The sequence below is a fragment of the Roseobacter sp. HKCCA0434 genome, assembly GCF_032464675.1.
Classification (GTDB): domain Bacteria; phylum Pseudomonadota; class Alphaproteobacteria; order Rhodobacterales; family Rhodobacteraceae; genus Pontivivens.
Window position 1 is genome coordinate 22,353 of sequence record NZ_JAWDKL010000009.1, and the last position, 13,704, is coordinate 36,056.

The window sequence follows — 13,704 nt, forward strand, 5'->3', positions numbered from 1 at the left end:
GAAAGCGAACTCTCCGACTGTTTGGACTTGGGGACAGTCATCCACCCATCCTCGCCGGGAACTCGACCCAAGGCCGCGCGGCTCACCGCGCTTTGTGGCGTTCGAACAGCCTTCATCCTCGCAAACTTCCTGCGAGCCACGGTCGATCCCGCCCTGCACCGTGCCTTTCTCGCCGAATACGGGATCGAATAGGCGCTCGATTTCTCCGACAGGGTTGTCCAGACCTTTGGCGCGCGGCAGCTTGAGGCGCTGCCGGAATGCGGTCTCGAACTTTACCGTATTCTGTCGGCGGAGCAGCCTGTCCCCAATTCGAACCAGTAACCCGCGCGTGATGATGCGGGCCCCTCGCCGCAGCGTGGGGCCCGCATTCCAAGTCGGGGCGATCCGCCCGGTCCGTCTTCAGAACCGGACGGAGAAGCCAGTTGTGATGCGGAGATCGGCGTCGCCTCCGGTCGTGTCCAGCTCTCCGGCGAGGTGGAGATCGCCGATCGCGGTGCGCAGCCGCGCCCCGGCACCGACGAAAGCACCGAAATCGGTCCCGTTCGTGCCATCATCGAAGGCGGTCGCCGCCGCACCGCTCGCGATTCGCACATCGTCACCATGGGTCAATTCCGCGCCCAGACCGCCATGCAGCCGCAGGTCGAGCCGACCCGCCACCGTGTCGATCGGCGCAAGCCGCGTGGCCAGTTCGGCGCGCGCGCTCAGGCGACCCGACTGCCGGTCCGAGACGACGAGCGGTGCCGACGCGCCGGTTTCGATATATCCGTCCGTGCGGGCAGCGACGTAGGAGACTTGCAGGCTCGGCTCGAACACGCGCCCCACCCGCTCGAACTCGGTCCCGAGCCGAAGCGACAGACCCGCGAACTGACCCGACACCTCCCCTGTCGCGGTGGAGAAGCCGGAGGGCAGAGTGTTGTCCGCGACGATCCGTGTTGACTCCCCATCCGTCTGGCCGACGATCAGGGCCGCATCCCAGTCAAAAGCGCTCCACGAGCCGCCCCAGGCCGCGCCGACCAACGTCGCGTCGGCCTCCAGCGCGGAGCCGGTCGCGCCGCCGTCGAAATCGGATGTCGCGCGCGCGGCGAAGAGGTCGAGCCGGCCACCGCCCACGGGCAGCGCCACGCCCAGGGTGAAGTCATCGCTATCGGTGTCCTCACCCCGCTCGAAGCCGAACGTGCCCCAGACCTGCCGCCCGCTATCGCGCCCGCCATGCCCCAGAAGCGCGGAGCGGATGCCCTGTGCGCCGAAGGAGAGAGGGGCGAAGCTCGCCACGGCAGGCTGCGCCTCCCGCTCTGGGAAGTCGGTGCGCATCCCCATCACCAGATCACCGAGATCGGCGAAGCTGTCGAAGGTCGCATCCGACGCCGCGGCGAAGCCGGCGGGATCGACCACGACGACCGTGTTGCCGTCGATGAGGCTGGGACGACCATCCGTCAGGACGGTGTCGGGGATTCCCGTCACCTCATACGCGGCATTGCCCAGCCCGATATCGAGGATCGCGGTCGCCGGATCGTCGAAGATGACCTCGCCCACCAGCGTCGATCCGGCATCGAGCCGCAACCGCGCATCCGCGCCCGTCATGCGCACGGCGACCTGATCCGAATAGATCCGGCCCGCATTGCGCACGTCATGCCCGACGCCGTTGGTGAAAACCGCATCGGCGAAGCTGCCGGTGATATTGCCTTCGTTGACAACGCGACCGGTATCGCCCAGCAGCACTACGGCGAAGTCGTTTCCGGGGCCTGCAATGATCGTGCCGGTATTCTCGACCAGCACATCCTGCGTGCCCGCCAGCCCCATCCGAACCGCGACCTGATTGACTGCGCCGGCGGCGATGATCGCGCCGGAATTGCGAAGCGTCGATCCGCTTCCGAGTCCGTTGACCACGACGGTATTGTCGCCGACGCTTCCGATTGATCCCGAGTTGTCCAGCACCGACCGCTCGCCGCCCATGAAGCCCAGGATCACGGCGCTGGAACCGGCCCCGCTGGTCGCGATTGCGCCCGAATTGCGGATCTCGCTGTCATTCTCGACCGCGATCCCGGAGGCCCCGTCGCCGACCGTGGTGACCAGCCCGGCATTGGACACGAGGCTGTCCGCACCATTGACCAGTACGGCGCCGCCGGAGTTGCCATTGGTCTCGATCATCGCGCCCTCCGCGATCTCGACAACTGTCCCGCCGCTGAAATCGGTGAAGATGCCCGCGACCGCATCGGCGAAACCGAGGATCTGGGCGCCCGACTCCAGCCGGATGGTGGCATCGGCACCGGTGACGGTGATGCCGGATCCGCCGATCCCGGATGCGGCCAGCACCCCGGTTGCGCCCAGCGTCATGTCGGCATCGTCCCCGGTCAGGCTGACCGCGTCGCCGCCGATCCCCATGGCAGATACATCGCCGTTGATCGACAGCCGCGTATCCGCACCCGTCGCGTCGATGCCGTCCGATGCGTCGCCCATCGCCGTGATCTCGGAACCTTCAGCGGTCGTCACGCTGTTGCCCGCGCCATCGAGGACCACGCCTCCGGCCTCGATCCCCGCCGTCGCGATGCTGCCCGTGACCTCGACCGCGACATCGCCGGTCGCCACGTAGACGCCGTGCGATTCCGTGCCGGTGGTCCAGGTGACGCCGCCCAGCAAGAGCTCGCTGCCGCTGACCGAGGTCCGCACCGCATTGGCACTTTCGCCCGATGTGGACAGTTGGCCGCTGTTCTCGAACCGAACGTCGGTGCCGTTGAGCATGCGCACCGCTTCGCCGAAGAGGCCCGAGGTCGAGACGGAGCCGTCATTGCGGACGATCATGTCGCTGCCCGAGGTCAGGATGCCATGGCCGCCCACATCGCTGGTTGCGATGGTGCCGTTGTTCTCGATCTCGCTGCCATTGCCGGTCGCCCGCACACCGAGCCCGGAATCGAGGAGGATCTGCGCACTGTCGAGCACCACGGTCCGGTTGCCATCTCCGAAGGTCGCGGTGCCGCCAGATCCGGCCGTATTGCCGATCTCGCCGCCGATGGTGAGCAAGCCATCATCGCCATCCAGCCGAACGGCATACGCGTTGGTGCCGCCGATCAGGATGGCGCTGGCTGCCTGCATGTCGACAACCGCTGCCTGGCCGTCGATTTCGAGGCCGTTCGCATCGGCGCCATTGGCCGTAATCGACGCGCCGCCTGACAGCGTGACGAGGCCATTGTCCCCTCTCACCCGTATCCCTCGCGCATCCGTGCCATTCGTCAGAATGGTCCCAGACAGCGAAATCTCGGCATTGTCGCTGCCGGCGTCGATACCGATCGCTCCCTGCCCCGCAGTCTCCACCGATCCGCCAACGGAGATCGCGGCGTTCGACCCGGAAGTCTGGATCGCGTCGGCAAAGGCGCCTTGGGTCAGGGCCGTACCTTCCATGACGAGTGTGTTGTCCACACCGAACATCCGGATCGCCGCCGCGTCGTTATCGACGGTGATGACCTCACCGCCAGACTGGATCTCCACATACGCGGTCGCTCCGAGAACGGAGATGCCCTCTCCGCCTGTGCCCGTGGTTTGCACGAGTGCATTGACGATGATCTCGGCGTCCGAACCCCGCACGAAGATCCCGTCGCTGCCGCTGCCCTGCGTCGTAAGGGCGCTGAGTACTTCTATCGAGGTCGAATCGCCATCCACATCGATCGCATTGGCCGTGAGGCCCGAGGTGTTGAGTGTGCTGTCGGCCAGGATGGCATTGCCGTCGCCGGTCGTGGCAATGCCATGCTGGGAGTCACCGACCGTCTCGATCGCGCCCGGCGCGACCAGCGAAATCGTGTCGTCTCCGTCCACGACGAAACCGCCATTCGTCTGAGCGGTCGGGAAATCGACGACGAAATCCTCCGCGAAGGCGGGCATGGCCGCGGTCGAGGCGAGCAGCAGCGCCAGGGCGCCGCGGCGGTGGGGTCTGTTTGCGATATCTCGTGTCATCTTCTTGTGTCCTGCGGTGGCGCGCGCTCCCCGGTGATGGCGCTGAAGGGTCAAAATGGTCCCGATGCGAACCGCAAAGCGCGGGGGGTCGCTCTGCACAGCCTGTCGAAAGGCAATCGGGGTCTCGGTCTTGGTTCGCGTGACCTACCCACCGCGCATGTCGTGCCTAGGTCCGGCCTGTGTCGGCTGCGTTCCGCTTTGTGTCGCGGGCATGTGCGGGCACGGCGCGACACGTCCCGACGGCGAACGGAGACCGGCGCGACACGAAACGGACGCAGCAGGCTGTCATCACCCGAGCGCGGCCAGTTTTCAGGAGACAGTCACATGGCGGATCGCGACCCCGCGGCACCTGCCCCGAGCGGCGGCTACAGCCTCGTCATCTGCTATTCCGATGAGATGCAAGGGGAGGTCAGCGAGTCAGGAGAGCCCGCAGCCCTGCGCCGGATCGGGCGCATCCACCATGCCGGCGCCCCGCTCGGGACGAAGCCGCGGATCACCCTGCTCGACCCGTCGGGCCGCGCGATCGACGCAATGACGCGCCCGGTCGCGGTCTGGAACAGCGAGGTCGCCGTGGACGCAGCCGTCAGTTCGCCACGAATTGATATCCCAGACCCCTGACCGTGCGGATCCAGCGGGGCCGGGCGGGATCGCTCTCGATCTTGCGCCTGAGGCGGGAGATCCTCAGGTCGATGGACCGGTCCAGCGGCTCCCACCCGCCATGATGGGCGAGGTCGAGCAGCCGGTCGCGCGACAGCACACGCCCACGGTTCTCAAGGAAGGCATTGAGCAACGCGATCTCCATCGCGGTCAGCTCGATATCGCCCTCGGGTCCGCTCAGCCGCGCGGCGGACACGTCGAACGCGAAGGGGCCGAACCGATGCACCGTCTCCGGCCCGTCCGCGACCGGTGCGGCGCGCCGCTGACGTCGCAGGATGGTGCGGACCCGCGCCTCCAGCTCCCGCAGGTCGACGGGTTTGCCCAGATAATCGTCGGCCCCGATTTCCAGGCCGACGATCCGATCCACCACATCGTCTGCGGCGGTCAGCATGACCACCGGCAATTCCCCCTGCGCACGAAGGCGTCGCAGGACGCTCAGCCCGTCCTCGCCGGGCATCCGCACGTCGAGGATGACGAGATCGGGCACCCGCCGCGCGATCGCCTCGAACAGGGCCGCCCCATCCCCGGCAAGCTCCGCCTCGTAGCCGCGCGTGCGGAAATACTCGCCGACCATCTCGCGCAGATCGGGCTCGTCGTCGCAGATCAGGATATGGTCGGTCATGACGTCGATCCTTTCAAAAGGTCAGCGACGATGCCGCGCAGTTCCGCAGGCGACAATGGCTTCTCGGCATGGGGTCGCCCGCAATGGGCGAGGAAGGCATCGATCCCCTGCCCCATCGCGTCGCCGGTGACGAAGGCAAGCCGCGCCACCTGGTCCGGGGCACGCTGGCGCAGGGCGGCGAGGAATGCGGGACCGTCCATATCCGGCATCCGCACATCGCTCAGGATCGCATCGAAGGGCGTTCTCGCACACGCCTCCAGCGCGGCCTTCGCATCGTGGTGAAGCGTCACATCATGGCCCGCGCGGGTCAGCACATCGGCGATCATTTCCCCCACATCGCGTTCGTCGTCGACGATCAGCACGCGCGATGCCGCGGCCCCTGCGGCAACGGCCGCCTCCGACGTCCTCGCCTCCGACCGCTCGACCGGCAACGACAACACGAATGTCGCACCGTCCGGCCCATTGCGCCGCAGGTCGAGCCGCCCGCCATGACCGGTCACGATCCGGTGGCAGAAGGCGAGTCCCACGCCGGTGCCCAGCCCCACGTCCTTGGTGGTGAAGAACGGCTCGAAGATGCGCGTCTGCAGCCCGGAGGGAACGCCCGGCCCGTTATCGGCCATCGCGATCTCGACGCTGTCGCCCGCGACGCGCGTCGAGACGATCAGCCGCGCGCCCACCCGCCCCCGCAGCGCATGCTCCGCATTGGTCGCGAGGTTCGAGACGACCTGCGCGATCTGGTCCGCATCGGCAGGCACCGGCGGCAGATCGGGCGCGAGGTCGAGCACCAGTTCGGCCCCGATGGAGGCGAAGGCATTGCCCGACATCTCCAGCGTCGCCGTCACGATCTCGTTGAGATCACAGGGCGCGATCGTCGCTGGCCGCTGCCGCGCCATGGCCAGGAACATCTTGACGATGCGCGCGCTGCGCCCCGCGGCGGCCGAGATCTTCGCGATCCGCTCCGACAGGGCCGGGTCGTCGACCTCGTCGGCCAGCATCATCGCGTGGCCGAGCACGACCGACAGCGGATTGTTGAGTTCGTGCGACACCCCCGCCAGCAGTTCGCCAAGCGCCGACAGCTTCTCGTGCTGATGGGCCGCGGCCTTCTGCGCGTCCAGCTCCTCGCGCATCGCCACGTCTTCGGTGATGTCGCGGAAGGTGCGCACGGCGATCGGTTCCCCGCGAAACTCGGTGATCCGGGCCGAGATACGGCCCTCGCGCCGAGTTCCATCAGCTGCCTCGAAGGTCACCGGCCAGTCGTCCAGTGCGCCCTGCGCCTGCAAGGCGGCGAGGTAGCGTGTCTCGATCGCGGGGTCGGTCCAGAGCGGTGTGCCATGGAACCACGGCGCATAGAGGATTTCGCCGTCGCGCAGCCGGGTCACGACGAATTCCGTCGGGCTCGCCGCCACCATCGTTCGGATCAGCGCGTCGGCCTCCCGCGTCGCCTCCTCCGCGCGCAGCCGCGAGGTGATGTCGCGCATGGCGACGAGCCGCCCGCCGCCCTCGACCACGAAATTCGACGCTTCGAGCGTGCGGCCATCCCCCATCGGCAGGGGCACGTTCACCTCCGCATTGCGGATCGATGCCAGGATGCCCGCCAGCACCGCGTCGGGATCCGCCTCACCGATGTCGATCGTGCCCTTCCCGATGACCTGCGCGATCTCGGAGGCGAGTTCCACCCCCTCGCGCGGGGCATCGGGATCGCCATGAACCAGCCGCCGGAAGGCCGGGTTGTTGAACAGGAGCATTCCGTCCGCATCGTAGAGCGCCACGCCCTCGCCCAGAGCATCGACGATCTTGCGCACGCGCGCATCCGCCTCTGCCTGTGCCGCCTCGGTCCGGAGCTTCTGCGTCACGTCGCGCAGGGTCAGCAACGTGCCGTCGAGCGTCGTGGGAAAGACCGAGAGGTGAAGCGTGCGCCCGTCCGTCATCTCCACAGGAACATCGCGGGCCTGCGCGCGGGCGGCGGCCTCGATCATGTCTTCGAACTGCGCGATCTCCATACCGTCGGGCAGCTTGACCGCCCCGACCGTGGCGCAATAAGCCGCGTGCTCGCGAATGTGGGTGCCGATTTCCATGCGCGGATGGCCCGGATGGGCGAGCCTGTGCAGCGCGTCGTTCGACATGCGCAGACGCAGATCGGAATCGTAGAGCGCCACGCCCTCCCCCAGCGACGACACGATCTCGCCGAGCGCGTCGTTCACGCGGTCCTCCGCCTCGCGCAGGCCGGAGAGGTCCACCGCCGTCCCCAGGATGCCGCCCGACGGCAAGGAGAAACAGCACATCATCAGATGCTGCCCCCGCCGGTTGCGACCTTCCATGCGCATCGAGCCCTCGCGCGCCTGTTCGATCAGGAGCTCCGTCAATCCCTCCGCATCCAGCCCCGACGGCAAATCGAACAGGCCGTTGGCAATCAGTCCGGCAGCGTATTCGCGACCGGACATGCCGATCTCGACCGGCGCCAGAAGACGGCCCCAGGCCGGGTTCGCCATCTGCACCGTCAGTTCGCGATCCCACAGGATCATGCCCATTTCCGTGCTGTGAAACGCACCGCCCAGCAGATCGTGCGCCTGCGCCTCGCCGACAGGGTTGCTCATGGCGGAGCAGAAGGTCGCCAGCCGCCCGCCCCTGGGCGTCGGCTTACAGCACATATCCACCACGCGCCCGTCGGCGACGATCAGTTGCAGGCTCTGCCGCGCACCTTGCAGACACTCTGACAGCAGAGCGGCGGTGCGGTCCGGCGCGTCGACGACCACGCACCCGGCGTCGCACATCCAGCTTACGACCTGCCCGATCGGTGTCCCGGTGGCCGGGATACTGCCCTTTGTGGCCACCATCCGCAAAAACTGCCCGTTCGCGGCCAGAAGGCGTCCCGCCGCGTCCAAGAGCAGCACTGCGGCATCGAATCCCTCAAGCGCATCGGCGAGGTCCACCCCCGCCTGCGTGCCCGCCCTGTTCAACAGTGTACCCGTTCCGTCCTGCATCACCATCCGAAGCCTCAGATTTGCGCAGTGCTGTGAATGCCCGACAAATACGTCCGCCGTGTTTCCGAATACGGGCATTCCGATGTCTCGCAGACACATTCGGGACATATACCGGCGTCGGCAAGTCATTGTTGCCCGCGAAATCAGGATCCTCCCTCCCATGCGGTGCCGGTGTCGGCCCCCCGACCTGTACCGCTTCGCCCCATCGGCAGCGAACTGCCCCCAACCCCGGATGGACCCTGCCTCTATCGCTACCTCATCGTCCCCCGCGACCTGTCCGATGGGGGCGATCTGCCACGATTCCGATGCTCGTTCGCGACGGCGGGCCAGAGGTGAAGCGGTGCAGCGCAGTGACGTCCAGACCCGCGCGCGCGACCAACCCTGTGATCTCGCCTTCGCCGAAGGTCCGGTGCCGCCAGCGAAGCCAGATCAGCACGTTGCACCAGTGCGGCCGCGACACGACGAGGTAGAGCCTCCCGCCCGCCCTTAGCAGGTCCCGCATCCGCGTGAGCGCGCCGAGCGGATCGGCGAAATGCTCGATCACATGCGCGGCCAGGACGCAGTCGAAGCGCGCCGGTCCCGCCTCCTCCAGCCCTCCCGCTCTGATCTGCGCACGCGCGCCGCGCAGAGCGAGCGCTGCCGCGGCATGGCGCAGCATCTCGACGCCTGGAGCGATCAGCAATAGGTCCTGCGGGTACCCTTGCGTGCGGATCCAGGCTTCGGCGAATGGCGCCTGTGCCTGCCCCGATATCGACGACCTGCGCCGACGCGGGAGCGGCAAAGGGATGCTCTGTGAGATACTCTGCATAGCCTGCCGCACAGCCCAGAGCCCGCATACGGTCGCCCAGCGCGGCGCCACCCGATCATAGGCGGCAGGCAGCCCGCCCCGGCCCGATGTCGTAATCACGCCCCTGCCGAGCTCAGAGGCCAGGAGAGACCCCCGCCGACAGCGGGACACCACCATCATCCCCCAGCTTTCCGACCTCGCCCGCGACATGGAGCCGCCCCCGGGCCCGTTGACAGATGCGCACGCACCGCCGCGAACCCGCCATATCGCTGACCGGCGTTCTCGTTGGCGAAGGTCACGCTCTGCGCGCCCGCGCTGACCCCGATATCGTTCCCTTGCGTCCACGCCGCATCCAGCTCGCCCAGTAGGCTGACGTCGAGCCGACCGGCGGCCAGTTCCACCGGCGTGAATGTGGTGGCCAGCTGAGGACACGTGTCCAGTCGCTCGGTCCGCCGGGCATCGAAGCGTAGCGGATCGGCGACGCCGCTTTCGGTGAAGCCGTCGAGCTGCGCCGTGGTGTAGCGCACCCGCACGTTCGGCACGATCGTCCATCCCGCGGCGGCAACGGTCGTGCCGCCGTACCCGACACGCTCGCCACTGTCGCATCGGTGCTGCCCCTCGCGGTCTCGAAACCTGTGGCGACGAGGTTGTAGGCGGCCCGGCGCGTCGCATCGCCGGACACCTGCCCAGCCATGAGCGCGGCGTCGAAGAACAGAGCATCGGTACCGCCCGCCCAGGACAGAACTGCCATCGTGGCATCGCCCTCGAAACCGGAGGCATCGCTTGCCGTCGGATCGTCCACGCGGCCAAGCCCTGCGAAGAGATCGACGCGACCGCCCCCGGGGGCGGAGAACGCCGTTTCGACCGCGGCGTCGAGCCGGTCGCGATCACCGGACAACCCTGCCCCGCCGAGGCCCAGACGCTCCGCCCGCTCGGACTGGCCGCCGGGCCGAGGCTGCGTCCCCGCATCCGTGCGGTCGTCATGTCGAACCCCAGCGCCGCGGCTCCGACCGCCCGCGCGCTGGCCGCCGACCCCTCGGGGTCGATGACGAACACCGTGGCACCATCGACCAGGACCGGATTGCCGTCGGTTCGGATCGTCGCCGTCCCCGGATCGGCAAAGGTCAGCCCACCCGCGATCGCCGACCCGGCATCGAGCCGCAATGTCGCATCCCGCGCCTGGAAAGAGGCCGCGTCGCTCACGGCGAGGATCGCGCCGGAATTGCGCAGGAACGTGCCCGTCGAGGAGCGCGGGTTCGTGCCGGTGGAAACGCTCAGCACCGCGCCCGCGCCATTCGCCCTGATCACGCCCTCGTTGACGACCTCCATGTCCAGCGTGTCGATCGCCATGGCGTAGGAGCCTGCCCCCTCAATCACGATCTCGCCGGAATTGCGGATGACATTGCCGACGGCCATGGGGCCGAAGGCGTCGATGCCGACCTGCCCCGATCCGCTCCCCGCGATCAGGCCGGTGTTGATGGTGACGTTGTGGTCACCGTTCATCCAGGCTCAGCGCCGTCGCGCCGTCACCCGCCGTCATCACCTCGGCCCCCTCATCCAGGCGGATCGTCGTGTCGCTGCCGACCGACACGATGCCGAATGCACTGAACCGGTCGTCTCGATCGTGCCCGCCAGCTCCACTTCGGCCCGGTCGCCCGACACGAGGATCCCGGCAAGCCCGTCCGTCACCTCGATGGGCGATCCCGTCGTCGTGCGGATCATATTTTCCGCCCCCTGCGCGATCACGCCGTAGGCGTTGGCCCTCGAGACGATCAAATCGCCCTGGTCCACGACCAGCCCCGAACTGCCGTCCAGCTCGATCGCATGCGCGGCACTGCCTGAGGTGATGATAGCGCCCCCATTGCGCACCGACGCATCATCGCCGCCGATAACCACCGCACCTGCATTCGCGCCGGACGTCTCGATCCGGCCACCGGCCGCATTCGTGACTGAGGCCGCGTCACCGCTCATCGACACGGCCCCGCTGCCCGATCCCGAGTTCTGCAGCAGCCCCTCGTTGCTCAGCGCGTTCTCCGCCCCGTGGCCCGCACGGCGGCGCTGTTTGCATCCATGATCTGGATTTCGCCAGTCGGCGTCACAAACAGAGTATCCCCGCCGTCGAGCACCTCGCCGCCATTCGTCTCGGTCTCGAAACCGTCGATGGTAAAGGTCTCGGCCTGCGACCGCGTGGCATCGAACGGCCCGAGGGGCGACAGCGTCAGGGCCAGAGCCACGGCGCCCGACGCATGTCGGGCGTTCGTTCGGTCTGGAAAGGTCATGTCGCTCGTCTCGCTTCAGGGGTTGCATGGCAACGGGAGCACGGCACGGATTGCATCTTTCGACGCCCGAGGACCGGGGAAATGCCGCCCGGTTCGGGTCGTCTGGATTGGACGCGGAAACCGTGACGCCGGCGCGTATCCACTTCACGTCGTGAATATGTGAAACGGTGTCAGACCGTTCGTGGCCTCGCTGCGATTGCGGGGTTTGCATTGCCACCGGTCCTGCCCTTACGCCGATGACGGTCGCGTCGGCATCGGGCCCAAGGAGGAAACATGGCCCATAACCCATCCGATCCGGCAGCCGCCCCCGCACAGGACCGGCTCTTCGTCACCGACCGGCTTTCCATCCGCAGATGGCGCGACACGGACACAGCGGGGATCCTCGCGCTCTACGGCATCCGCGACGTTATCCGCTGGGTCGATGATGGTGAGCCGCTGAGCGCAGCCGAGGCGGAGCGCTGGATGACCGTCACGCAGAGGAACTACGAGACATATGGCTACGGCATGTTCGCGATCGACGATCGCGCGCAATCGCGAAACGTCGGCTTCGGCGGGCTCGTCCATCCTGGCGGCCAGACGCGTGCGGAGGTGAAGTACGCACTATGGCCCGAATTTTGGGGCCAGGGCTTCGCGACCGAATTCGTGCGGGGCCTGCTGGACTACACCTCGCGCAATCACGCGATCGCCGACATCATGGCGACCGTCGCGCCCGACAACATCGCGTCGCAGAACGTGCTCGGCAAAAGCGGCTTCCGGAATGTCGGGTTGCGGCAGAATGATGATGGCAGCCAGACTGCGGTCTTCGAGTGGGAAGGCAACCGACAAGCAAAACGAGGATCATACCCTTGAGGAACCACGGGTTTCCGGCCGCGAACACGTCCTGATGGATCCGCTTCGCTGGCATGGAGGGACTGATCAAGTTGCAGGGGGTCGTCTTCGTTCTGCGAGGCAACTGGATCGATCAGACTGAGGCACCCCTGGATTTGTAGACGCTTCGCCGCCTAACTTTGAGGCGAGGAGGCCGAGATGGGGACAAGCAACCAGAGCGACAAGTTAAAGCGGGACGCGGTGCATCAGATCACGGTAAGCTGGTACCCGGTGCGGGAGGTGTCGCGCGATTGGGCGTCACTACGTATTCGCTCTACAAGTGGGTGAAGCTTTTCGGGGAGCCGGTGCCGAAGCCCGGCGTGGACCACGAGGCTGAGAACCGGCGTCTGAAGCGCGAACTCGCTCGGTGACCGAGGAGCGCGACATGTCACAAAAAGGCAACGCCGTACCTCGCGCGCGAGTCCCATAGGAGTACGCGTTCATACGGGCGCATCGCGAGAAGTTCGGCGTCCGGGCCATGTGCTGGGTGCTGCGGGTCCATTTCTCCGGCTTCTATGTATGGCTTGAGGAACCGTTAAGCCACCGTACGCAAGAGGACGCGCGTCAAACCGAACTGCTCCGGCAGGCCTGGGCAGACAGCGGCAAGGTCTATGGATTCCCCAAGCTGACGGACGATCTGCGCAATCAGGGCGAGCGCATCTCAGAGAACCGGGTTGCCCGCCTGGCGTCTCTGGCCGGGATCGAGGCTCAGGTCGGCTACAAACTTCGTTCGGGCCGATATGGCGGTAAACCCGCGGTGGTGGCCGAGAACAGGCTGGAGCAGCGCTTCGATGTGTCCGCGCCGGATCAGGTCCGGGTGACCGACATCACCTACCTGAGAACGCACGAAGGATGGCTATACTTGTGCGTTGCCGTCGACCTGTTCTCGCGCCGGGTTGTTGGCTGGTCGGCGCTATCCCGAATGACAACGGACCTGGCCTTGCGGGTCCTGCTGATGGCCGTATGGCGGCGCAAACCCGCAGGCAAGGTCATGGTCCATTCAGACCAGGGTTCCCAGTTCACCAGCCGGGAGTGGCAGACGTTTCTTTGCCAGCACAGTCTGGAACCTAGCATGAGCAGACGCGGGAAATGTCACGACAACGCGATCGCCGTAAGCGTCTTGCAACTGCTGAAGCGAGAGCGGACCAGGCCTTGCACCTACCCGCCCCGCGACGACGCGCGGCGAGACGTGTTCGAATACATCGAGCTGTTCTACAATCCGAAGCGCAAGCACACGAACAACGGCATGCTGTCGCCCGTTCACTTCCAGATCAGGCAGCAGAAAATGAAACAGGCAGGTGTCTAGGCAACTAGGGCCACCTCAGACCTTGCGACCGCTTCGCCATCTTTCGCGCCGATCTGGTGCAGGCGCATCAGGATTTGCTCGAGAGGATCTTGAGCAATGTCGGCGGCCGGTTTGTACCGAACGCCCCGAGAGGCTGCCAAGGCGACAGCGGGAGAGAACAGCTCGGTTTCGCTGTCTTCGCGGGCAGTCCCGGCCGCAAGGCGCGCGTCCAGATCCGCGAGAACGACCGCCTCGGCTGCGGGCATGCGCACGAGAGCTTA

11 protein-coding genes and 1 pseudogene are annotated in these 13,704 nt (G+C 66.9%); 4 read left to right on the plus strand and 8 right to left on the minus strand.

Translation table 11 applies throughout. The features are described 5' to 3' along the window. Positions 1–399 precede the first annotated feature (399 nt). Complete coding sequence (locus tag RX333_RS07425; protein WP_316014294.1) at positions 400–3,945, minus strand: autotransporter domain-containing protein; 3,546 nt, start codon at positions 3,943–3,945, stop codon at positions 400–402. 324 nt (positions 3,946–4,269) lie between these two features. Between RX333_RS07425 and RX333_RS07430 the strand changes: the two genes are divergently transcribed. Then, positions 4,270–4,563: a hypothetical protein gene (locus tag RX333_RS07430; RefSeq protein WP_316014295.1), complete on the plus strand. Its 294-nt coding sequence runs from the start codon at positions 4,270–4,272 to the stop codon at positions 4,561–4,563. Here RX333_RS07430 and RX333_RS07435 read toward each other — a convergent pair. From RX333_RS07435 to RX333_RS07450, 4 genes are all read right to left on the minus strand, one after another. After that, positions 4,529–5,224 carry a response regulator gene (locus RX333_RS07435; RefSeq protein ID WP_316014296.1) on the minus strand — a complete coding sequence of 232 codons (696 nt, stop codon included), beginning with the start codon at positions 5,222–5,224 and terminating at the stop codon, positions 4,529–4,531. The two genes, RX333_RS07430 and RX333_RS07435, sit on opposite strands and share 35 nt — an antisense overlap. Further along, entirely contained in the window at positions 5,221–8,205 is a 2,985-nt protein-coding gene (locus RX333_RS07440; protein WP_316014297.1) for a PAS-domain containing protein, read from the minus strand. Before RX333_RS07440 ends, RX333_RS07435 begins: the two co-directional genes overlap by 4 nt. Before the next feature lie 256 nt (positions 8,206–8,461). Then, positions 8,462–8,863, minus strand: a complete 402-nt coding sequence (locus tag RX333_RS17235) for a class I SAM-dependent methyltransferase (protein WP_410056058.1) — start codon at positions 8,861–8,863, stop codon at positions 8,462–8,464. A 305-nt stretch (positions 8,864–9,168) separates the two neighbouring features. Beyond that, on the minus strand, positions 9,169–9,534 hold the full coding sequence (locus tag RX333_RS07450) for a hypothetical protein (RefSeq protein WP_316014299.1): 366 nt from the start codon (positions 9,532–9,534) through the stop codon (positions 9,169–9,171). A 440-nt stretch (positions 9,535–9,974) separates the two neighbouring features. On the opposite strand from RX333_RS07450, the gene RX333_RS07455 reads away from it, so the two are divergent. Further along, positions 9,975–10,349, plus strand: coding sequence for a hypothetical protein (locus tag RX333_RS07455; RefSeq protein ID WP_316014300.1), 375 nt, complete (start codon positions 9,975–9,977; stop codon positions 10,347–10,349). Between the two features lie 182 nt (positions 10,350–10,531). Here RX333_RS07455 and RX333_RS07460 read toward each other — a convergent pair whose 3' ends face one another. Continuing rightward, the gene (locus RX333_RS07460; RefSeq protein WP_316014301.1) at positions 10,532–10,963 is read right to left on the minus strand and encodes a hypothetical protein; all 432 of its coding nucleotides are present in this window, start codon (positions 10,961–10,963) and stop codon (positions 10,532–10,534) included. A gap of 50 nt (positions 10,964–11,013) precedes the next feature. Further along, positions 11,014–11,271, minus strand: coding sequence for a hypothetical protein (locus tag RX333_RS07465; RefSeq protein WP_316014302.1), 258 nt, complete (start codon positions 11,269–11,271; stop codon positions 11,014–11,016). Between the two features lie 273 nt (positions 11,272–11,544). Between RX333_RS07465 and RX333_RS07470 the strand changes: the two genes are divergently transcribed. Both RX333_RS07470 and RX333_RS07475 read left to right on the plus strand, forming a co-directional pair. Next, on the plus strand, positions 11,545–12,120 hold the full coding sequence (locus RX333_RS07470) for a GNAT family N-acetyltransferase (protein ID WP_316014303.1): 576 nt from the start codon (positions 11,545–11,547) through the stop codon (positions 12,118–12,120). 177 nt (positions 12,121–12,297) lie between these two features. Then, positions 12,298–13,444, plus strand: a pseudogene (locus tag RX333_RS07475) (IS3 family transposase). Here the strand turns inward: RX333_RS07475 and RX333_RS07480 are convergent. Next, complete coding sequence (locus RX333_RS07480) at positions 13,441–13,689, minus strand: hypothetical protein (RefSeq protein WP_316014304.1); 249 nt, start codon at positions 13,687–13,689, stop codon at positions 13,441–13,443. The pseudogene RX333_RS07475 and the gene RX333_RS07480 sit on opposite strands and share 4 nt — an antisense overlap. Positions 13,690–13,704 lie beyond the last annotated feature (15 nt).

Bases quoted from the DNA above. Each gene is read 5' to 3' on its own strand.
- RX333_RS07470 (WP_316014303.1), top strand. From the start codon at position 11,545: ATGGCCCATAACCCATCCGATCCGGCAGCCGCCCCCGCACAGGACCGG.
- RX333_RS07425 (WP_316014294.1), bottom strand. From the start codon at position 3,945: ATGACACGAGATATCGCAAACAGACCCCACCGCCGCGGCGCCCTGGCG.
- RX333_RS07480 (WP_316014304.1), bottom strand. From the start codon at position 13,689: ATGCCCGCAGCCGAGGCGGTCGTTCTCGCGGATCTGGACGCGCGCCTT.
- RX333_RS07435 (WP_316014296.1), bottom strand. From the start codon at position 5,224: ATGACCGACCATATCCTGATCTGCGACGACGAGCCCGATCTGCGCGAG.
- RX333_RS07455 (WP_316014300.1), top strand. From the start codon at position 9,975: ATGTCGAACCCCAGCGCCGCGGCTCCGACCGCCCGCGCGCTGGCCGCC.
- RX333_RS17235 (WP_410056058.1), bottom strand. From the start codon at position 8,863: ATGCTGCGCCATGCCGCGGCAGCGCTCGCTCTGCGCGGCGCGCGTGCG.
- RX333_RS07430 (WP_316014295.1), top strand. From the start codon at position 4,270: ATGGCGGATCGCGACCCCGCGGCACCTGCCCCGAGCGGCGGCTACAGC.
- RX333_RS07465 (WP_316014302.1), bottom strand. From the start codon at position 11,271: ATGACCTTTCCAGACCGAACGAACGCCCGACATGCGTCGGGCGCCGTG.
- RX333_RS07460 (WP_316014301.1), bottom strand. From the start codon at position 10,963: ATGAGCGGTGACGCGGCCTCAGTCACGAATGCGGCCGGTGGCCGGATC.
- RX333_RS07440 (WP_316014297.1), bottom strand. From the start codon at position 8,205: ATGCAGGACGGAACGGGTACACTGTTGAACAGGGCGGGCACGCAGGCG.